13 protein-coding genes are annotated in these 21,295 nt (G+C 41.3%); 11 read left to right on the top strand and 2 right to left on the bottom strand.

What is annotated here, in order from left to right:
- The first annotated feature begins 125 nt into the window (after positions 1 to 125).
- The 9 genes from VH441_RS08555 (at position 126) to VH441_RS08595 (ending at position 14,408) form a co-directional block, all read left to right on the top strand.
- A complete protein-coding gene (locus VH441_RS08555; protein ID WP_434353225.1) occupies positions 126 to 5,678 on the top strand; it encodes a glutamate synthase-related protein in 5,553 nt (1,850 codons plus the stop codon).
- Between the two features lie 26 nt (positions 5,679 to 5,704).
- On the top strand, positions 5,705 to 7,456 hold the full coding sequence (locus tag VH441_RS08560) for a diflavin oxidoreductase (RefSeq protein ID WP_434353226.1): 1,752 nt from the start codon (positions 5,705 to 5,707) through the stop codon (positions 7,454 to 7,456).
- 156 nt (positions 7,457 to 7,612) lie between these two features.
- The gene (locus tag VH441_RS08565; RefSeq protein WP_434353227.1) at positions 7,613 to 9,379 is read left to right on the top strand and encodes a diflavin oxidoreductase; all 1,767 of its coding nucleotides are present in this window, start codon (positions 7,613 to 7,615) and stop codon (positions 9,377 to 9,379) included.
- Between the two features lie 98 nt (positions 9,380 to 9,477).
- The gene (hemG, locus tag VH441_RS08570) at positions 9,478 to 10,008 is read left to right on the top strand and encodes a menaquinone-dependent protoporphyrinogen IX dehydrogenase (protein WP_434353228.1); all 531 of its coding nucleotides are present in this window, start codon (positions 9,478 to 9,480) and stop codon (positions 10,006 to 10,008) included.
- 119 nt (positions 10,009 to 10,127) lie between these two features.
- Positions 10,128 to 10,955, top strand: a complete 828-nt coding sequence (gene proC, locus VH441_RS08575) for a pyrroline-5-carboxylate reductase (protein WP_434353229.1) — start codon at positions 10,128 to 10,130, stop codon at positions 10,953 to 10,955.
- Between the two features lie 66 nt (positions 10,956 to 11,021).
- Positions 11,022 to 11,594 carry a YggT family protein gene (locus VH441_RS08580; RefSeq protein ID WP_434353230.1) on the top strand — a complete coding sequence of 191 codons (573 nt, stop codon included), beginning with the start codon at positions 11,022 to 11,024 and terminating at the stop codon, positions 11,592 to 11,594.
- Between the two features lie 52 nt (positions 11,595 to 11,646).
- Positions 11,647 to 12,804 (top strand): CobW family GTP-binding protein, encoded by a 1,158-nt coding sequence (locus tag VH441_RS08585; RefSeq protein ID WP_434353231.1) that lies wholly within the window; start codon positions 11,647 to 11,649, stop codon positions 12,802 to 12,804.
- Between the two features lie 102 nt (positions 12,805 to 12,906).
- Positions 12,907 to 13,845, top strand: a complete 939-nt coding sequence (locus VH441_RS08590) for a ketopantoate reductase family protein (protein ID WP_434353232.1) — start codon at positions 12,907 to 12,909, stop codon at positions 13,843 to 13,845.
- A gap of 179 nt (positions 13,846 to 14,024) precedes the next feature.
- Positions 14,025 to 14,408, top strand: a complete 384-nt coding sequence (locus tag VH441_RS08595) for a hypothetical protein (protein ID WP_434353233.1) — start codon at positions 14,025 to 14,027, stop codon at positions 14,406 to 14,408.
- A 135-nt stretch (positions 14,409 to 14,543) separates the two neighbouring features.
- Here the strand turns inward: VH441_RS08595 and VH441_RS08600 are convergent, their stop codons facing one another.
- Both VH441_RS08600 and VH441_RS08605 read right to left on the bottom strand, forming a co-directional pair.
- Complete coding sequence (locus tag VH441_RS08600) at positions 14,544 to 15,002, bottom strand: hypothetical protein (RefSeq protein ID WP_434353234.1); 459 nt, start codon at positions 15,000 to 15,002, stop codon at positions 14,544 to 14,546.
- A gap of 83 nt (positions 15,003 to 15,085) precedes the next feature.
- A complete protein-coding gene (locus VH441_RS08605; RefSeq protein WP_434353235.1) occupies positions 15,086 to 18,016 on the bottom strand; it encodes a valine--tRNA ligase in 2,931 nt (976 codons plus the stop codon).
- A gap of 371 nt (positions 18,017 to 18,387) precedes the next feature.
- On the opposite strand from VH441_RS08605, the gene VH441_RS08610 reads away from it, so the two are divergent.
- Entirely contained in the window at positions 18,388 to 19,521 is a 1,134-nt protein-coding gene (locus VH441_RS08610) for an aminotransferase class V-fold PLP-dependent enzyme (protein WP_434353236.1), read from the top strand.
- Positions 19,522 to 19,764: 243 nt separating this feature from the next.
- Positions 19,765 to 21,222, top strand: coding sequence for a trypsin-like peptidase domain-containing protein (locus VH441_RS08615; protein WP_434353237.1), 1,458 nt, complete (start codon positions 19,765 to 19,767; stop codon positions 21,220 to 21,222).
- The last annotated feature ends 73 nt before the right edge of the window (positions 21,223 to 21,295 follow it).

Consider the following 21,295-nt stretch of genomic DNA (forward strand, 5'->3'; position numbering starts at 1 on the left):
TATTTTATATATATGACGTTTGTTTTTAATTGCATAGCTAACAGCCATGTATTAGATTTATCTTATCAACAGACTGACAAGTGGATTACTTGTCTGCTGTTTTCTTAAAAGGGTATCAAAGCATTATGACCAGACAATTATTTGACCAAGACTTAGAACATTCAAGTTGTGGTGTCGGTTTTATTACCAATAAAAAAAGTATCCAAACGCATGAGTTGTTAGAACATGCTCATGAAGCGTTATGCAAAATTCCACACCGTGGTGGTATGAGTGCTGAAGGTGTTGGTGATGGTGCGGGTGTTAATATTGATATTTCTTTAAATTTTTATCGCCACCTTACCGATATAGAAGACTTAAAAGCCGGTGAATTTGGGGTCGGTAACTTTTTCTTCCCAAAAGATGAAACTCAGCACAAACGTTCAGAACAAGCAATCCGTGATGTTTTAAAAGCACACGATTTAAAAATACTATTGTGGCGAGATGTTGAAACTAACCCTGAAGTATTAAACCTTGCGGCGCAAAAATCGCAATTGGTTATCCATCAAGTCGTTTTTGCTAAGCCAAAATCAATCGAGTTAAGCGAAAACTCTCAAGAACATTTTGAAAAAGTCATCCACTTGGCGCTTAAAAAGATTGAAGCACTATCATTAAATGATGAAAGTTTGGCAGGTTTGTTCCCACTTTCTATGAGCTCTAAAAGCCAAGTTTATAAAGGGCGTTTAAATAGTTGGGAGGTTGTACCATATTTTAAAGACCTGACTAACCCAGAGCATAAAATTCATACTTTATTCTTCCATACAAGGTTTTCAACCAATACAGCGCCAAACCCACTGTTTGCACAGCCTTTCCGTCGTATGGCACACAATGGTGAGCTAAATACCGACAAGAAAAATAGGTTGAGTGTTGCCGCGATTGCTAAATCACGTGGTAAGGAGCTTAAGTTCCCTAAAGGGCAGTCAGATTCGGCTAGACTTGATCAAACCCTAGCACGCCGTATGATTGAAGATGAAATGACCATCGACAAAGCATTGGTTGCGATGATGCCACCAGCATGGGAAAACGATATAAATTACTCAAAAGAAAGTAACCCCAAAGTTAGGGCAATGCTTGAGTATTTTTCATTATCTGAAGAAAAAAATGACGGACCTGCTGCGATTATCTTCTTTGATGGTACTAAAGTTGGCGCAAGGCTTGACCGCCTAGGCTTGCGTCCACTTCGCTCGATTGAAACACATGATTATTTTGCTGTTATGAGTGAAGCTGGTCAAATTGACTTTGATCCAAGTACTGTGGTTGGTCGTGGGCGTATTAAAGCAGGTGGCATGGTGATGTTTGACCATGCAAGCCAACAAATTTTACGTTCGGATGAAATTTTAGAAGAATTAGCCAACGAGCAAAATTACCAAGAATTGTTAGATGCGGCAAAAATTGATATTGATGAGTTGCCCGAGGCTAAGCAAAGTGACTATGCCATACCAACTGATTTATGTTTGTCTGCTCGTCATGTTGCTTATTCATTAAACCAAGAAAGTTTTAGATTTTTCTTGGATCCGATGATGGCAGAGGCAAAAGAAAAAGTATCAGCCATGGGCTTTGGCTTAGCACCAGCGGGGATTGAACCTAATGAAGGTGGTATGTCTCGTTACTTTAGTCAACGTTTTGCCCAGGTCACTAACCCTTCATTAGATAGTATCCGTGAAGCAGACGGTATGACGTTGCGCGTGGCATTAGGTGCAAAACCTAACTTTAGCAATGGCTCAACCAAACAATTAATGATTGAATCGCCAATATTGCAGCCACAGCAACTAATGCAAATTAAAGCACTAGGGGATGACCAAGCGATTGGTGTTCAGACCTTAGATGCTTTGTATGTGCCGAGTGATGATGAAACAAAAAACCAAGAAAACTTAAAAGCAGCAATTGCTTCAGTTTGTGAGCAAGTGGCGCAACTTGCTGATCCAAAAAATCAACCTTCTGGTAATCCGCACGGTATCATTGTTTTGTCTGATGTTAATATCAGCAAGCAACATGCACCAATACCAGCAATTTTATTGGTGTCAGCGGTTAACCAACATCTTATTGCAAAAGGGCTGCGTTTTTATACCAACATTGTTATGGAAACAGGGCAAGCGGTTAGCACGCACGATATCGCTTGTATCCTTGGCTTTGGTGCCTCAGCGGTATGTCCAGTTACTGTTTATAGCCGAGCATTAGAGCTTTATCAACAACCAGATGCGGTTGCCAAAGCTTTAAATAACTACCAAAAAGCAGTAGAAAAAGCCTTAATGAAAACCATGGGTAAATTTGGGCTGTGTACGGTAGAAAGCTACATTGGCGGTGAATTTTTTGAAGCCAACTTCTTAGATACGCAAGATGAGTACTTAGCTAAAGTATTCCCAAGTATTCGTTCACCACTTGGCGGTGCTAGTTTTACTGAAATTGCAAAAAGTGCGACAGATTGGCACAACAAAATTAAAGAAGTTCAGACAGAAGAGCAAATACCACTGTTAGGCTTATTTAAAGAACGTGGAGATGGTGCAGGTCATGGTTTTGGTGTAACAGCCGTGCGTGAGTTTGTTGCCATGACAGAAGAAGACTTTAGCTATACAGATGAAGTTATCAAAAATGAAGAGGCGACATTATTACCAAACGATACTAGCTATACCGATTTAGGCTATGAAAAACGCACGCCAGAACAAATTGATAAACATAGCATCACCCCAGCGTATCGTCATTTTGCCGAAGAGGTATATGCCGAGCGTGATGAGCGCCCTGCAACTTTACGTGATGTTTTAGTACTGCCTTTTGATGCTAGCAATGCCAAAATAGCTGATGACTTTGAAACATTATTTAAAAAATATAGCAGCAAAGGTAATAACAATTTAAGTGTACAAGGCTTAACTATTACAGCCACTAGTGCACAAGAGTTAGACCAAGCTCAGGCAGACTATCAAATAACATTGGCTAACAAAAACTATGATGCGTTTGCCCAAGCTGCCAAAGCGGTGTTTGGTGACCAAGTTACTGCTCAAGTTGCCGACCAAGCTATTAATATTAGTGTAACGGGTGATGCAGCAAACTTTTTTGCACTGTTGCAAACCAGCAATCAAGCCATTTCGTTAGATGATGTGCAGCCTGCGCATCAAATTACCAAGGTGTTCTCAACAGGGGCAATGAGTCATGGTGCCTTGGTTGAGCGTGCTCACCAAGCGGTTGCTCATGGTGCCAATATTGCTGGTGCGTTAAGTAACTCAGGTGAAGGTGGTGAACAGTCTTACCGCTATAACTCAATCAAAGCAAGTAAAATTAAACAGTTTGCTTCTGGTCGTTTTGGTGTGTGGACAGGTTATGTTGCTGATCCATCGCTTGAAGAAATTGAGATTAAGATTGGGCAAGGTGCAAAACCAGGTGAAGGTGGTCAGTTGCCTGCCAAAAAGGTTAATGTTGAAATCGCGGCCGCCCGAAGTGGTACACCAGGGGTGGAACTTGTTTCGCCACCACCGCACCATGATACCTATTCTATTGAAGATTTGGCTCAGCTAATTCATGATGCGAAATGTGCAAGGGTACGTGTTATTGTTAAGCTGGTATCTTCTGAAGGTGTCGGTACGATTGCGGTGGGTGTTGCTAAAGCTGGTGCTGATGTGATTAACATCGCGGGTAACACAGGTGGTACAGGCGCAGCTCAGGTAACCAGTCTTAAGCATTCAGGTCGAGTGGCAGATATTGGTATTGCCGAAGTACACCAAGCCTTAGCAGAAAATGGATTGCGTGACAAAGTAGTATTACGTTGCTCAAATGCCCATCAGACTGGCTTAGATGTGGTTAAATCAGCCATTTTAGGTGGTGATAGCTTTGAGTTTGGTACAACCGCACTCATGATGCTTAAATGTGTGATGGCTAAAAACTGTAACGTTAAATGCCCAGCAGGTTTAACTACTAACCCAGAGTTATATGAAGGTGATCCAAGAGCCTTAGCGCAATACTTTATTAACCTTGCGCACGAGGTACGTGAAATATTAGCGAAACTTGGTTATCGCTCACTTGACGAAATACGTGGACAAACCCATTTGCTTAACTTAATTAATCATTCAGAAATGGTTGGACAAATTGATGCAACTGGTTTACTACGTCAAGTAGATGTGGTGAAAGTAGACAAGCCAATTTACTTAGAGGCTAATTTTGAGGTCGATGATTATTATTATGACCGCTTTATGCACAAGCTAATTAATGGTAAAGCACGCAAAATTAATATTAAAGGTCCTAAACTTAACAACCGTAATAAAACAGTTGGTGGTCAATTCTCGGTAGATGTAGAGCGTTTATTAAACTACACACTAACCGATGAGCAAGTGGCAGAACAACCAGCCATTAAAGTACTGGCAAATGGACGAAGAGTATTAGAAGAAGACAGTGTTACCATTTATACTCACAACGCCGGTGGGCAAAGTTTTGGTGCCTTTAACACATCAGGTATTACCCTAATTAACAAAGGGGTGGTTAATGATGGTGTTGGTAAAGCCTTAACAGGCGGTTGTATCGTGGTTAAGAGCCCAGGTTTTGCTCGTCATTGGGATTCAGTAAGTGCCGACCGTAACGTTGTGGTGGGTAACTTTGCGTTATTTGGTGCCGTGGGTGGTGAGCTGTATGTAGAAGGACAAGCAGGCGACCGTTTTGGTGTCCGTAACTCGGGTGCGGTTGCGGTTGTTGAAGGTGTGGGTGATTTTTGCTGTGAATACATGACCAATGGTTCGATTGTAAACCTTGGTAGTTATGGTAAAGGTTTTGGTAATGGTATGAGCGGTGGTACCGCTTATCAGTATGACCCAACTGGCGAAATTGTTAATCGTTGCTCAAAAGATTCGGTTGTCGCTTTACCACTTGCCGAAAAAGTAAAATTGGCAAGAGAGCAAGAGTACGCATTGATTGAACACTTGCAAGAGCACTTGCGCCGTACGGGTTCTGAAGTCACGCAAAAAATATTGTCAGACTGGGATAACTCTCGTCAAGACTTTTATTATTTTGTGCCAGTAGCATTAATGAATCATCACCGCAGTGAAAACATTGCTAAGTTGATTCCTCGTAAACAAATGATTGAAGAGCTAGCCGTAGCACTAGCCAAAAAACAAGCCAGCAGATTAGTCGCCGCTTTTGATGAGCATGAAAAATCTGGCACACCACTATTTGGCGGTATGATTCCATCGGTGGGTGATACGCATTCAGATCTTATGTCACAATATATTAATGTGACAGGTGTGTGGCACAGAGCTTGCGAGCATTCGCAAAAAGCTTTAGGGATTGAAACGACCCTAGTTGATCTTGGCAACATAAAATGGCAAGCAGATAACGATAAAATCAATGAGGGTGCTATTAAACTATTACGTACGCAAGAACGTAAGTTAATGGACAATCTATATAAAGATGTACGTGAAGCAATTGCCGATTATAGTGATAACGCATTAGCAAGTTTACTTGCAAACAAACGTGTAGAAGACTATAAAGAGGCTCGTAGTAAGCGTGAAGTTACGGAGTCTAAAGCATATGGTACTGAAGTATGGATTGATGAATGTGATCGTGTAAATGCTAAAGAGTTGGCAGAGTTTGAATCGCTCGAACAACAATTGGCAGTCCATTACCTAAAATTTATTTTAGGCATGATGGCAACAGAAACAGTATAAACATCAATCATACAAAGGATATAACAATGGATAAGCAAAAGTTAGTAGATATCTTATCAGGCGGTTTACAGTCAGCAGCTTTGCCAATTGGATTGCCGTTAAACAAACAACAAAAACAATGGCTTGGCGGTTTTTTTGCAGGCTTGCAAACACAGTCAGCCACGGCTGGTGGGTTAGAGACCACAGGCAAACCTTTACTCATTATTTATGGTACTCAAACAGGCAATTCAGAGGCGGTTGCAGAAGATGCTGCCGCTGCTGCTAAGGCAAACGGGCTTGCACCAGTTGTGATGGATATGGATGATGTGGATGTTGCCACTTTAGCAAATACTGAACGCTTATTAGTGGTGACCAGTACCTATGGTGAAGGTGAAATGCCAGATAATGCTCACCTATTGTGGGAAGCCATTTGTGAAGAATCAGCACCAACATTGGATAAAACCTTTTACTCAGTATTGGCGCTGGGTGACTCAAGCTATGATGATTTTTGCCTTGCAGGCAAAGAATGGGATGAGCGTTTGCAATCATTGGGGGCAACTAAAATTGCAGACAGAGTCGATTGCGATGTTGATTTTGATGAAGCCGCCAGTGGCTGGATAGAAACCGTATTGCCAATTATTAGCGAAAAAGGCTCAGATGAGGTGGCTGCACCAACAGCGGCTACTAACAAGCCTGCTAAAAGCAAATTTAACCGTAAAAACCCATTGCCTGCCATTTTAAAAACAAAACGCATACTCACAGCGCCTGAGTCTAGTAAAGAGATTGTGCATTATGAGTTTGATCTAGCCGATAGTGGTGAAACCTATGTAGCCGGTGATGCACTAAACATTGTGCCAGTGAATCGTGATGATTTAGTGAATGAGTTTTTGGCATACTTTGCTGAAGAAGCAAATGACACAGTACGTCAGCAATTAACGACAGAGTTAGAAATACGCACACCGAGTAAAGAGCTGGTTAAACTGGTTGCCGAAAAAGGTGGCGATGATGAGTTAAATAGGCTACTTGCAAATAATGACCCAGAAGCTTTGGATGACTTTTTGTGGGGTAAAGACTGCTATGAGCTGGTAACAAACTATGCTGGTGATGATTTAACTCTAAATGAGTTTTTAGCCACCTGTAAGCCGTTGGTTGCACGTGCATATTCAATCTCCTCTAGCATTAAAAAGCATGAGAATGAGGTTCACCTGACCATTGGTAGCGTACGTTATAAAACAAACGAACGTCATCAAAATGGGGTTGCTTCAACTTATTTGGCAGATATTGCGAATGAAGGGGATACCGTACACTGTTATTTCTCTCCAAATAAGAGCTTTAAGATTCCACAAGATGGCAGCTTACCTATTATCATGGTTGGTCCAGGCACTGGTATTGCGCCATTCCGCTCGTTCCTTGAAGCAAGAGAGATGACCCAAGCAACAGGTGACAACTGGCTACTATTTGGTGATCGTAACGCAGCGACAGACTTTATCTATCGAGAAGAAGTAGAAGCAATGCAAGCAAGCGGATTGCTTACCAAATTGAGTTTAGCATTTAGCCGAGACCAAGCAGAAAAGATATACGTACAAGACCGAATGAAAGAAGAAGGTGCAGAACTATTTGCATGGCTTGAACGTGGTGGCTACTTTTATATATGTGGTGATGCTTACCGTATGGCAAAAGACGTTGATAAAGCCTTGCATGAGCTAATTGCCGAACATGGGAATATGAGTGATGATGAGGCAGTTAGCTATGTCAATCAGCTTAAAAAAGATAAGCGTTATGTTAGAGATGTTTATTAAATTTTTAAACTTATAGATTGTGTAAAAAAGGCTGGATGGGTATCCAGCCTTTTTTATTTGTGCTTTTTACCATATTTAGCTTGCTGTTAAAACTTAACTAGTTTACACTTGTTAACTGATTAAAGGTCTCATATCTATTAGGTTTAAAAGCATAAGATGACAAAAGATAATCCTCAACAACAAGAACAAACAAGTGGTTTTTTTGGTTGGCTAAAAAGCCTATTAGGTCTTACCGAAATCGATATGGGGTTGTCAGATTTTGATGACAGTGCAGGCAAGCACCTCACAATCATTTATGGCACCCAAACAGGTAACGCCCAGTCGGTTGCCGAGATGGTTGCCGAACAAGCCAAAGCCATCGGTTTAGACACCTCGTTAAGAGATATGGAAACCGTAGATATTAGTATTTTTAAAGAGCTGGAACACTTGCTTGTGGTTACCAGTACTTTTGATGATGGTGGTATGCCTGAAAATGCTGAAGCTTTGTGGGAGTCAATTTGTGACCCAAGTGCCCCTATGCTCAATGGGCTTAAATACTCGGTATTAGGTTTAGGCGACTCAACTTACTTAAATTTTTGTATGGCAGGTAAGGAGTGGGATGCACGCCTAGAAGCTTTAGGCTGTGTTAGCATGGTTGACCGTGTAGATTGTGATGTGGATTATGAAGCCCCATCAACGGCGTGGGCGCAAAACGTGCTAACCATCATTGCCAAAGCCTATGGTTTGCAGGACAATTTAGGCAACTTAACCAACCTAAGTAGCCAACAAGCCCCAACGCATGTGCAATATACGCATAATCGTAAAAATCCATTAAATGCCAAAATGTTAACCAAAAAAGTGTTAACGGCGGCAAACTCTACTAAACAGATTATGCACTATGAGCTCGATATCAGTGAGCTGGCTGATTTAAACGGCAATAATGACAATATGCCGTTATATGCAGAAGGTGATGCCATTCATATCCTCCCAAAAAATAACTCAAACTTAGTACAAGACGTTTTAAGTTATTTTGCAGTAACCCAAGCCACGCAAGAGCATGCTGCATTGGTTAATCAATTTACTAATGAGATTGAAATACGCACACCAAGCAAAGAGTTGGTGAAACTGGTTGCCGAAAAAGGTGGCAATGATGAGTTAAATAGGCTACTTGCAAACAATGACCCAGAAGCACTCGATGACTTTTTGTGGGGCAAAGATAGCCTAACGCTTATCAAAACCTATGCGGATAAAAAAATAGCCTTAAATGAGTTTAAAGCGGTTTGTTCACCATTGGTTGCACGTGCTTATTCCATTTCATCTAGCCCCCATAAACACCCGCATCAAGTGCATATGACTGTACGAAGTGTGCGTTATAATACTGCTCAAAAAGAGCACAGTGGCGTGGCTTCAACCTATTTGGCAGATATGGTTAATGAAGGCGACACCCTACAGTGTTATTTTACGTCAAATGCCAGTTTTAAATTGCCAGAAGATGGTAGCCTACCTATTATCATGGTTGGTCCAGGCACTGGTATTGCGCCATTCCGCTCGTTCCTTGAAGCCAGAGAGATGACGCAAGCAACAGGTGACAACTGGCTACTATTTGGTGATCGTAACGCAGCGACAGACTTTATCTATCGAGAAGAAGTAGAAGCAATGCAAGCAAGCGGATTGCTTACCAAATTGAGTTTAGCATTTAGCCGAGACCAAGCAGAAAAGATATACGTACAAGACCGAATGAAAGAAGAAGGTGCAGAACTATTTGCATGGCTTGAACGTGGTGGCTACTTTTATATATGTGGTGATGCTTACCGTATGGCAAAAGATGTTGATAAAGCCTTGCATGAGCTAATTGCCGAGCATGGTAAAATGAGTGATTTAGATGCGATGGCGTATGTTAATAAACTGCAAAAACAAAAACGGTATGTTAAAGATGTTTATTGATAAATAGTAACATCAACATGTTAGAATAAGCTAAGTAGCAAAAGCAACTTAGCTTTTTTTGTTTTTATAGCCATGCAAATAAATAATAGGTATCAACAATGAAAACCCTAATTTTATACTCAACCGTTGATGGGCAAACCAAAAAGATTTGCCAATATATTGCAGACGAGGTAAAAGCAAATAGCAATAAAACAGTCGAAATGGCCATGCTAAGTGACTTTGCCAAACAACCAAATTTTGCTGATTATGATGACATCATCATAGGGGCGAGTATCCGTTATGGTAAACACCGTAAATATGTACAGCAGTTTATCGAGCAATATAAAACGGAGCTTGCGACAAAAAATACAGCCTTTTTTTCGGTCAACCTTGTTGCCCGTAAGCCAGAAAAAAATACTGCCACAACCAGCCCATATATGATTAAATTTTTGCAAACTACCGATTGGCAACCCACCCTTGCCGATGTATTTGCAGGTCAGTTAGATTATGCAAGATATGGTATTTTCGATAAAATAATGATTAAGTTTATTATGTGGGTAACTAAAGGTCCTACTAAAAGTGATAAACCGATAGAATTTACGGACTGGCAACGTGTCAAAGCATTTTCTGACCAAGTAGCGGCTTGGTAACATATTAAAATCAACTTGGTTTGTAGTAAAATAAACCAAATCGTAAACATGATATTACTAACCAAAATTTTAGTTTAATGACGACGGATGATGGTTATACAAAAGGATAAACATTAGTAATGAGATTTTTAGAAAGTAAAAAAATAAGCTTTATTGGCGGTGGCAACATGGCTCAAGCCATGATTGGTGGTTTGTTAGCGAAAGGTTTTAAACCAAGCCTGATTACTGTAGCTGAGCCAAATGAAGCGGCGCGTAACAAGCTAGAAGAAAAAGGGCTAAAAACTGTTGATGCAGCAGTGAACCCAACTGCGGCAGTAGAAGGGGCTGATATTATTGTTTTGGCGGTTAAACCACAAATTATGGGGGCGGTTGTTGCTGAGTTTAAAGATGCTTTAACTGACCAATTGGTGATATCGATTGCAGCAGGCTTGCCAGTGAGTACCATATCAACCATGCTTGGTGGATACAAAACCATTGTGCGTGCCATGCCAAACACCCCTGCGATGCTGCAAATGGGCGCATCTGGGCTATATGCACCAAGTGAGATAAGCGAAGAGCAAAAACAGTTAGCGCTTGCGGTTATGTCTTCTGCTGGTTTGGCATTGTGGGTAGAAGAAGAAGATCACCTACATGCAGTTACTGCGGTATCTGGCTCGGCACCGGCGTACTTTTTTTACTTTTTAGAAAACATGATAGAAGCAGCGGTAGATTTAGGCTTAACCCCAAAACAGGCATCTGCTTTGGCAATGCAAACCGCGCTGGGGTCTGCTCAAATGAGTATTGTGAGTGATACATCACCAAGTCAATTGCGTGAAAATGTGACTTCGCCAAACGGTACAACGCACGAGGCAATCGAGTTTATGAAAGCGCATAAGGTCGGTGAACATATCCAACAGGCAATGAAAGCCTGTAGTGATAGAAGCATTGAGCTTAGTAAAGCGTTATAGTTTTAACTGTTAAACCCCTTTTTGCACTTAGCCAAAATTAAGTAATAAGAACTTGAGAACTAAAAGATGACCCCATTAGCTTTTAACTTGCTGAGCATTGTGACCACGTTTGCAATGTTATTAATTTTTATTCGTTTTATGTTGCAGTTTGCAGGCATTAGCTCGCGTAACCCTTATGTAGAGCCTGCTTATAAAACAACTAAAATTGTTGATTTGTTTGAAAGCATTTTCCCTACTATTGGGCAGGGTCGTATTAGCCTTGCGGCAATCGCACTGATGTTTTTAATCCGTTTGGTTGATTTATCTGCCACTGCAGGTTTAGCAGGGCATGGCTTTACACCACTTGAGCTATTTTTTTCAGGTAGTTTAAGCCTTATTTTAGACTTTTTAGCAATGTGCCGTTATTTAATTATGGGCTCAATTATTTTAAGTTGGGTGGTAATGTTTACAAACTCTATGCATCCAATGATTGAAATCATCATGCAATTAGCCGAGCCCATTTTGGCACCGTTTCGTCGTTTGATTCCTAACATTGGTATGTTGGATTTATCGCCAATTATTGCATTTTTTGCTTTGGCATTGGCAGAAAGACTCGTTCGGTCTATTGCGGTTATGATTGCCCCAATGTTGGGTGGATAAAAGTAAATAGCTTGCTCAATGTCATCGCACAAAGGTAATAAAAGTAGTTGATATGAAGTTTATTCAAAACACGCCCTGTACTTTGGTTACAGGGTTTTTAGGTTCTGGTAAAACCACGTTAATTAACCAATTGCTTGCTTGTAAAAAAGCCGAAGCAAAATGGGGGCTATTGATTAATGAGTTTGGTCAAATTGGTATTGATGGAAAATTGATTGATGCAAGCGATGGCAATCAAGGGTTAGCAATACGGGAGGTCAGTGGTGGCTGTATTTGTTGTACAAGCCAACTACCACTGCAAATTGCACTGAGCCGTTTGCTTGCCGAGCACACGCCGAGTCGTTTGGTTATAGAACCAACGGGGCTAGCCCACCCTAAAGCATTAATAGAGCAATTATCTGAACCCCATTGGCAAACCAGTTTGAGCATGCAACTTGTTGTGTGTGTACTAAATGCTAACCAATGGCAAGATATCCGCTATCAAGAGCATGATGGCTACCAGTCACATGTGCAATATGCCGATGTGGTGCTGATAAACCGTTATGAGGATATGAGTAAACCAATGCGTGAGCAACTCATCGACTGGATTATAGAGTATAACCCAAATGCTCAAATTGTATGGCACAGAAACACGGCTGATTGTATCAATAGGTTATATGCACAGATACAAACAGTCAGCCAAGTTATTTATCATGAACAACAAAAACAACGCCAGCAAGTGCGTATTTCACTTAATCCTTTATTAACAAACACTGCTAACAATACGGTGAGCGTGGGTAATAATGGGCAATTTTTGCAACCCAAATTAGATGATGCCAATACAACTACAACTACAACCCAACCAACCAACGATACGGTAAATGAGGTGGTATCGTTACCTTATCGTTATCACGATTATCAACAGGGCATGAGTGTAGGGGGATGGCGTTTGCCAGCTAACTGGGTTTTTGAGTATGGTAGTTTGCAACAATGGTTGTCTGCCATACCCAATTGGCAACGGATTAAGGGTGTTGTTAATACCGATGAAGGCTGGATGCGTTTTAATTTTACGCCAGATAGCTTAACCACGAGCCATTGCCCAGACCAATTAGAAAACCAATTAGAAATCATTTTGTTAGAGACGCATGCTGATAAACTCAGTGATGCAGATAGAGCAAAGGATTGGCAAACTTGGGATGCGCAGTTATTGCAGATGCGTTTATTTTCAGGTTAATGAAGCAATTTTTAGCAAACCGATAAAATATTACATCTCACTGCTTATAATGGCTAATTAACCATTACTATAACCCGTTACTTTAGATACAGGAAAACAATCATGAATCAGCAATTGCCGACTATTTCTATCATTGGTTTTGGGGCTTTAGGGGCGTTGTTTGCCAGTATTATTGCTAATCATATACCGTTTGAAAACTTGCGTATTGTGGCGGATGTAGAGCGATGCAAACGCTACACAGATAACGGATTGGCTGTAAATGGCAAACCGATAAAGCTTAATTATGTTACCCCTGAGCAAAGTCAATCATTAGTACCTGCCGACTTGGTGATAGTGTGTACCAAGTATTATCATTTAGAGGCAGTTATGCCGTTAATACAAAGCCAAATAGGGGATAACACCCTGATTGTATCTGCTTTAAATGGTATTAGCAGTGAGGCAGTGCTTGCCGATGCGTTTGGTAAAGACAAAGTGGTGTATTCGGTTGCACAGCAAATGGATGCCAGAAAAGAGGGCAATCAGCTAATTTACCGTGATGCAGGGCAGTTGGTTATTGGGGCAATGACAAATGAGCCCACCGACATAACCAATGTTGAGCGTGTGCGAGATATATTTACCCAAGTGCAGCTCCCCCATAGTGTTAGTGCAGATATGCCAAAAAATTTGTGGGGTAAGTTGATGCTTAACACGGGCGTTAACCAAACGGTTGCTTTTTATGAAGGCACGTTTGATACGGTACAAGAAGTAGGTGAGCCTCGTGAGATGTTTAAAGCTGCCATGCGAGAGGTGATGGCGATTGCTAATGCTGAGGGTGTTGCCTTGGGTGAGGATGATTTTAATCAGTGGGTAACAATTATGGATAATTTAGACCCAACAGCGATGCCATCGTTAAGGCAAGATTTAAAGGCAGGGCGAGACTGTGAGGTGGAGCTGTTTGCAGGGACGATATGCAAGTTAGGTAAAAAACATGGTATCGCCACGCCAGTGAATGATACTTTATATGAGGGTATTTATAAGCTGATGGAAAAAAATAGAGGTTAGAGGAGTAGGTCGGGTTAGCGTAACCCGACTACGCATAGAGTATCAAATTAAAATATATCGAGTTATGCTCGTTTTCTCACTTATATGACCTTGTTTACTTTATTGTTTTCGGTTTCCTTGTATTGAGCAAGATGTTTGGTTAGACTGGTTTTGTTTTTTAAGTGATTTAAGGAGTTAGTATGTCTCATAAGGTATTTCTTGGATTTGCGTTAGCGTCGTGTTTATTGTCAATAAGTTGTTTTGCTTCTGGTTCTTCTACCACTGAGAGTGCTCAAGTTGCTGAGCTTAACACCAGTGATATGATGTTGATTGAAAAAAATAAAGCAATGTTAAATATTGATGGTGTGGATTATAATTTTGATAGCTATATTAAGCTATTCCAACAACCGTATTATGTTAGCGTTTCTAGAGTGGATGGCAAACCAATGACTAGAGAAGTGGCGACAAAAGTTGCTACGGAGTATATCAAGCCAAGGGGTTGTACTGGAATTTTGGAACGTGATGCAAACCTTGATCAGAGCAATGCAGATAATTCTAAATGGATTATTGGTTTTTTGTGTTAGTAAATGATAAATCCACACAATATTACCAGTAAAGTAGGTCGGGTTAGCGATAGCGTAACCCGACGAATGGAGTATTAAATTAAGATATGTCGAGTTACGCTCGTTCCTCTCTAACACGACCTACGTTATAGGAGTTTAAGAAATACACAATGGTTTAAGTGTTGGCGTATAAAAGTAGACAAACTCTAATCCATCAGGTAGCAGTTCTTGTAATTCTTTATCTGGGAAAGTCTGCTGCATAATTAAGAATTTTTTAGGCTCTAATGTGATTGCTTTTAATGTAGAAAAGGCAGGTTCATTTTTATAGACAAGCTGCATACCATTTGTTGTAGGTTTTAAAGTGTATGTTTCTTTCTCTGTTTGGCGGTAGGTTTTGGTTTCTGCATTACATTTAAAACGATAGTTATGAGTGAGGTTGCCTTTAAAATTAATTACGGCATATTCCCCGTCAACATCACCCACCATTGCCCAATAACCATCTTCTATACCTTCTGGAAAACTGTATAAACCATCAGAGCTTACATTTTGTGAAGTGGTTGCACAGGCTGTTAGTAAACTAGTTGCCGTGATTAATGCTAGTATTGATTTTTTCATTGGTTATTCCCTTTTTTGAATAAAAATTAAGTAGCCCGAGTTATGCTCGTTTCCTCGCTAACACGACCTACGTTATTCTGACCTTAGAGAGACTTCAACTCTTCAACTTGTTTTTCCATCACTGAAAGTTGCCCCTCAAGCTCCGCCAATTTCGCTTTTTCTGCCTCAACCACTTGTGCAGGTGCTTTGCTAACAAAGCCCTCATTTCCTAATTTACGGCTAATGCCCTCAGCTTGTTTTTGCAGTTTTTCTTGCGCTTTGGCAAGTCGGTTAAGCTCGGCTGTTGGGTCAATCAAGCCTTTCATAGGTACAAGCACACGCAACTGCCCAACCATGCTAGATGACGATAACGGCACCTCTTCGCCATCGGCAACCAGAGTTAAACTTTCAATTTTGGCAAGTGCCTTAAACTGGTTTTCTACACGTTGTAGTCTGGCGGTTTCTTCATCGCTCATGCCTTGCAATAACACAGGCAGTTGTACCGCATTGCCCAGCTTCATCTCACCACGTATGTTACGCACACCAGCAATCATATCTTGTAGCCATGTCATGTCATGCTCGGTTTGCTCGCTAATCAAGCCATCATCCGCAGTTGGGAAGTTTGCCACCACTAAGCTATCTACATCTTTACGGTTAAGTAGCGGTGCAATGGTTTGCCATAACTGCTCGGTTAAATACGGCATAATTGGGTGGGTAAAGCGTAGGGCGGTTTCTAACACGTGCAACAATACATAGCGTATTTGTGCTTTGCGCTCATCACTCACGGCATCGTCATTTAATGTGGCTTTTGCAAGCTCTACATACCAGTCGCAATATTCGTTCCAAATAAACTCATAAATGTCTTGGCTCACCATGTCTAGGCGGTATTGGTTCATGTGTTTGTGTATGCTGGCAATGGTAGAGTTTAAACGGCTGATAATCCATTTTTCTGGCAAGCCCCATTGTTCCGGGTTGGCAGATTCAGCAACTGGTAGGGCATTCTCTTCTTTGTCTACACAGTTCATCAACACAAAGCGAGAGGCATTCCAAATTTTATTACAAAAGTTGCGGTAGCCTTCTACTCGTTTTAGGTCAAAATTAATGTCTCGCCCTGTGCTGGCAAGCGAAGTAAAGGTAAAGCGTAGAGCATCGGTACCAAAGGCTGGTATGCCATCGGCAAACTCTTTGCGGGTTTGTTTTTCAATTTTTGCCGCATCTTTCGGGTTCATCATGTTGCTTGTGCGCTTGGTCACTAAGCTTTCTAGGTCTATGCCGTCAATAAGGTCAATTGGGTCTAATACATTACCCTTAGACTTAGACATTTTTTGTCCACTACCATCACGCACTAAACCATGCACATACACAGTTTTAAATGGTACCTGCGGTGTGCCATCTTCATTTTTAATAAAGTGCATGGTTAGCATTATCATACGTGCTACCCAAAAGAAGATAATATCAAACCCAGTTACCAACACACTGGTCGGGTGGAAGGTTGGCATGATACGTGGGTCGTCCGTATTGTCTGACCAACCAAGGGTGCTAAACGTCCAAAGTCCAGAGCTAAACCAAGTATCTAGTACGTCGTCATCTTGGCGTAGTGTTACGTCATCACTAAGGCCATGTTTACTGCGTGCTTCGGCTTCATCTCTTGCTACATAAATGTTGCCTTCGTCATCATACCAGGCTGGTATGCGGTGCCCCCACCATAACTGACGGCTAATGCACCAGTCTTGCAAATCATTCATCCATGCCATGTACATATTTTTGTATTGGGCAGGCACAAACTCAATATCGCCGTTTTCCACCGCATCAATGGCTGGCTTGGCAAGTTTGTCTACCGCCACATACCATTGGTCGGTTAGCATTGGTTCAATAACAACACCGCCACGGTCGCCATAAGGTACGGTCATGTCGTTGTCTTCAATTTTTTCTAACAAGCCAAGCTCGTCCATTTCGGCAACCAGTTGCTTACGTGCTTTAAAACGTTCTACACCTTGGTAACTTGCTGGTAGCTCAGCTGAATAAACATCGCTGGCATTGCCTTTGCTGTCAAAAACTTCGGCAGATTCACGGATAAATGCATCTTCGGTTAAGATGTTAATCATTGGTAATTCGTGACGTTTACCGACTTCGTAGTCATTAAAGTCGTGCGCTGGGGTGATTTTTACGCAACCTGTGCCTTTTTCCATATCGGCATGGTCATCGCCCACAATCGGTATGCGTCTGCCAACAATTGGCAACTCTACAAAACTGCCAATCAAATCTTGGTAACGCTCATCTTTAGGGTTGACTGCCACGCCCGTATCGCCAAGTACCGTTTCTGGACGGGTGGTGGCAACTACAATATAGTTTTTGCCATCTTTGGTGGATTTGCCATCTGCCAATGGATAGTGGAAGTGCCACATTTTGCCTTTCACATCTTTGTTTTCTACTTCTAAATCAGAAATGGCAGTTAATAGGGCAGGGTCCCAGTTTACTAGGCGTTTACCGCGGTAAATCAAGCCGTCTTCGTGCAGGCGTACAAACACCTCTTTTACCGTGTTAGATAGTCCATCGTCCATGGTAAAACGCTCACGTGACCAATCGACAGATGACCCCAAACGGCGGATTTGGCTGGTGATGTTACCGCCAGACTCTTCTTTCCATTCCCAAATTTTGTCAATAAAGTCTTCACGGCTTAAATCTTTGCGTTTAATGCCTTGCTTATTTAAACGACGCTCTACAACCATTTGCGTTGCAATGCCTGCGTGGTCGGTACCTGGTTGCCAAAGGGTGTTAAAGCCACTCATACGGTGGTAACGGGTTAGGGTGTCCATAATGGTGTTATTAAAACCATGCCCCATGTGCAGGCTACCGGTTACGTTTGGTGGTGGCAGGGCAATAGAAAAAGACTGTGGCTGGTCAAAAGTTGGTTTAAAGTAGCCTTGTTCTTCCCAATTTTGGTACATGCCTTGCTCGATGTTGGCTGGGCTGTAGGCGTTTTCTAATTGGCTTAACGCATTTTGGATAGATTGGGTTAGGTTGGTGTTGCTCATAATCATCTTCTGCTTGTATTAAAAATTCTGGTACTAAATTAAATAGATAAACGATACGTAGGTTTGGCTTTAACACAGCGAATCACAAACATGGTTGTAAACTACTGAGCCACCACGATGGCGTTTATAATTTTAGTTAAAATAAAAAAAGTTAGATAAGGACGATTGTAACCCAAATAGGCATAAATATCTGCTAAAAATGCCTAAAAACCGTCGCAAAAAATATTTTATTTGATAAAAAATAGGAATGCGTGACTGTAAAAAAATAGCTATGACAATTGGATAAAATTTTGCTAACCTTTTAAGGTTTTTAAAGTAAAGTGATTAACCACGACAAACTTAAGTTAACCAAATTAATAAAGGATACGATTATGCCTGCATTACGCTCAGATATTGACCCAGATGGATTATTAGAATATTCGGTGGTTTATACCGACCGCTCATTAAATCATATGTCGCAAGCTTTTGGGCAAGTAATGCGAGATTTGTCGTCAGAGCTTAAACAAGTTTACCAAGCAGACGCTGTCGTCATTGTTCCGGGTTCTGGTACTTTTGGTATGGAAGCCGTTGCAAGACAACTTGTAACAGACAAACATAGCCTTATTATCCGTAACGGTTGGTTTAGCTACCGCTGGACGCAAATTATTGAAAAAGGCAGATTAACAGATAAATCTGAGGTTTTGTGTGCAGGCAATGATGGCCAGTCAGAAAGTGCGTTTACGCCAGTAGAGATTGAAAAAGCCGTTGCGACGATCAAAGAAACCAAACCAGAAGTAGTTTTTGCCCCGCATGTAGAAACCTCTGCAGGTATGATTTTACCAGATGATTATATTAAACAACTTGCCGATGCGGTGCATAGTGTGGGCGGTTTGTTAGTGATTGACTGTATTGCCAGTGGTTGTATTTGGTTAGATATGAAAGCTTTGGGGATTGATGTGCTTATTTCTGCCCCACAAAAAGGTTGGTCGAGCGCCCCTTGTGCTGGCTTAGTTATGTTAAGTGAGCAAGCGGTGACTGCGGTAGATAATAGTGAGTCAAACAGCTTTAGCGTTGACTTAAAGCAATGGTTAAACATTATGCGTGCATTTGAAAATGGTGGTCATGCTTACCATGCAACCATGCCAACCGATGGCTTACGCCAGTTCCGTGATGCTTTGTTAGAAGCCAAACAAATTGGTTTTCAAGAACTTAAAGAATCACAGTGGGAGCTTGGCAACCGTGTGCGTGATTTGCTAGAAGATAAAGGCATAGAAAGCGTGGCTGCCGAAGGCTATCAAGCACCAGGTGTGGTGGTGAGTTATACCGATGACGATGCCATCCATAAGGGTCAAGCGTTTGCCAAATTGGGTATGCAAATTGCAGCAGGTGTTCCACTACAATGTGGTGAGCCAGAAAGCTTTAAAACCTTCCGTATTGGGTTGTTTGGCTTAGATAAATTAACAGATGTTGATGGCGCAGTAGCAAGATTTGAAGCGGTACTTAATCAAATTGTACCAGCAAAATAGTTGGGTTGATGTTTGATATGCGATTTGTTTAAGTTTATCTTAAAAATACCAAATAATCATGTTTGGTATTTTTTTTGCCATTTTGATAATGCAAAAGCATTAAGAATTGAGAAATAAACTGATTCAAAGAAGAAAGAAAAATCAACAAAAAGTCATAAATATCGTTAGTGTTTCGATATTTTTTTGTTTAGAATGTTTTAACTAAGTTGTTTATTTTAAGGTTGATGGATGTTTGGTTTTTATATGCCACCTATATTAAAAATGTTAAAAGGGTTTAAAGCCAAAACTCACTTGCATAAATTTTTGCAAAAAAGTACATTGTTATTGGCACTGGGTATCACTACGACTGCTTTGCCAATGGCACCGGCGTATGCAAAAGTTACCTCGGCAGATTTCTCTGAGCTTGTAAGCCAAGTTACTCAGGGCGTGGCGAGGGTTAATGTCACTAAAAATGTAAGTGAAGAAGAGCTGGCTCAGGCACAAACGGCTGAATTACTAAAAAAGTTTTTTGGTGATCGAGTAAACATACCAGATAGCCAAGTATCGCCTGTAGAAAAAGCTTTTGGTACGGCATTTTTTATTACCCAAGATGGTTACATGCTTACTAACAACCATGTGGTAGAAGGTGCCGACAGCATTACTGTCACTTTAAATGATCGCCGTGAACTAGATGCAACATTGGTAGGGAGTGATGAACGCTCTGACGTGGCCGTATTAAAAGTAACAGGTAGCAGTTTTCCTGCATTGCCAGTTGGTGACTCTAGCCAGCTGAAAGTGGGTGAACCTGTTTTGGCAATCGGCTCACCTTTTGGTTTTGACTACTCGGCATCATCGGGTATTGTCAGTGCAACTTCGCGCAACTTTTCTCGCCAAACCAGTGTGCCATTTATTCAAACTGATGTTGCCATTAATCCTGGTAATTCTGGCGGTCCTTTGTTTAATCAAGAAGGCGAGGTCATTGGCATTAACTCGCGCATTTTTAGTGATACAGGCAGCTACTTGGGATTGTCATTTTCTATTCCTGTTAATGAGGCAATGGAAATCTATGAGCAGATTAAAACAGGTGGGAAGGTAGAGCGTGCTTATTTTGGCGCATTTCCGCAAGATATCGACCGTAATTTGGCAGAAGTTTATGGATTAGATAGACCCATTGGCGCCTTGCTCACACGTGTCACGCCAGACTCGCCTGCAAGTAAAGCAGGGTTAAAATCTGGAGATGTTATTTTAAAATATAATGACACAGATATTTTAAGCTCTGACGATTTGGTTAATAAACTGTACCGAGCCAAACCAGGTGACCAATTTAAATTACTACTGCAAAGAAGTGGTAAGCAACGTATCGCAACAGGCAAGTTTGAACAAGTGCCAACAGGGGTGGAATCTTCTGCAACTGACAATTTTGAACACCCTCAAAAAATAAAGTTAGGCATCAATTTGCGAGAGCTTTTACCTACAGAAAAGTTAGAAATGCGTAACGCAGGTATTGATGGCGGTGTGTTAATTGTTGATGTTAACCCAACAGGGCGTGCTGCAAGGGCAGGATTGCAGGCGGGTGATTTGGTTACCAACTTGCACCAAAACCCCACCTTGAGCATTAATGATTTTGCAGCAGCAGTGCAAGGGCTACCCGAAACAGGGGTGGTGACGGTTGAAGTGATTCGTAGTCGTATCCCTGTCATTATAGGGTTACGTATTGACTAAAAAACAAAGTTTTATCACCCATATTCGTGATATTTCCGTATGTGGGGTTATTTAAAATATGCTAAAATGGCAG

This window comes from Psychrobacter sp. HD31, assembly GCF_051097895.1.
GTDB lineage: Bacteria > Pseudomonadota > Gammaproteobacteria > Pseudomonadales > Moraxellaceae > Psychrobacter.

Excerpts from the sequence above, each read along its gene's own strand:
- VH441_RS08590 (WP_434353232.1), top strand. The coding sequence starts at position 12,907 with ATGAATCAGCAATTGCCGACTATTTCTATCATTGGTTTTGGGGCTTTA.
- VH441_RS08605 (WP_434353235.1), bottom strand. The coding sequence starts at position 18,016 with ATGAGCAACACCAACCTAACCCAATCTATCCAAAATGCGTTAAGCCAA.
- VH441_RS08580 (WP_434353230.1), top strand. The coding sequence starts at position 11,022 with ATGACCCCATTAGCTTTTAACTTGCTGAGCATTGTGACCACGTTTGCA.
- VH441_RS08595 (WP_434353233.1), top strand. The coding sequence starts at position 14,025 with ATGTCTCATAAGGTATTTCTTGGATTTGCGTTAGCGTCGTGTTTATTG.
- VH441_RS08560 (WP_434353226.1), top strand. The coding sequence starts at position 5,705 with ATGGATAAGCAAAAGTTAGTAGATATCTTATCAGGCGGTTTACAGTCA.
- VH441_RS08610 (WP_434353236.1), top strand. The coding sequence starts at position 18,388 with ATGCCTGCATTACGCTCAGATATTGACCCAGATGGATTATTAGAATAT.
- VH441_RS08555 (WP_434353225.1), top strand. The coding sequence starts at position 126 with ATGACCAGACAATTATTTGACCAAGACTTAGAACATTCAAGTTGTGGT.
- proC (WP_434353229.1), top strand. The coding sequence starts at position 10,128 with ATGAGATTTTTAGAAAGTAAAAAAATAAGCTTTATTGGCGGTGGCAAC.
- VH441_RS08565 (WP_434353227.1), top strand. The coding sequence starts at position 7,613 with ATGACAAAAGATAATCCTCAACAACAAGAACAAACAAGTGGTTTTTTT.
- VH441_RS08600 (WP_434353234.1), bottom strand. The coding sequence starts at position 15,002 with ATGAAAAAATCAATACTAGCATTAATCACGGCAACTAGTTTACTAACA.
- VH441_RS08615 (WP_434353237.1), top strand. The coding sequence starts at position 19,765 with ATGCCACCTATATTAAAAATGTTAAAAGGGTTTAAAGCCAAAACTCAC.
- VH441_RS08585 (WP_434353231.1), top strand. The coding sequence starts at position 11,647 with ATGAAGTTTATTCAAAACACGCCCTGTACTTTGGTTACAGGGTTTTTA.
- hemG (WP_434353228.1), top strand. The coding sequence starts at position 9,478 with ATGAAAACCCTAATTTTATACTCAACCGTTGATGGGCAAACCAAAAAG.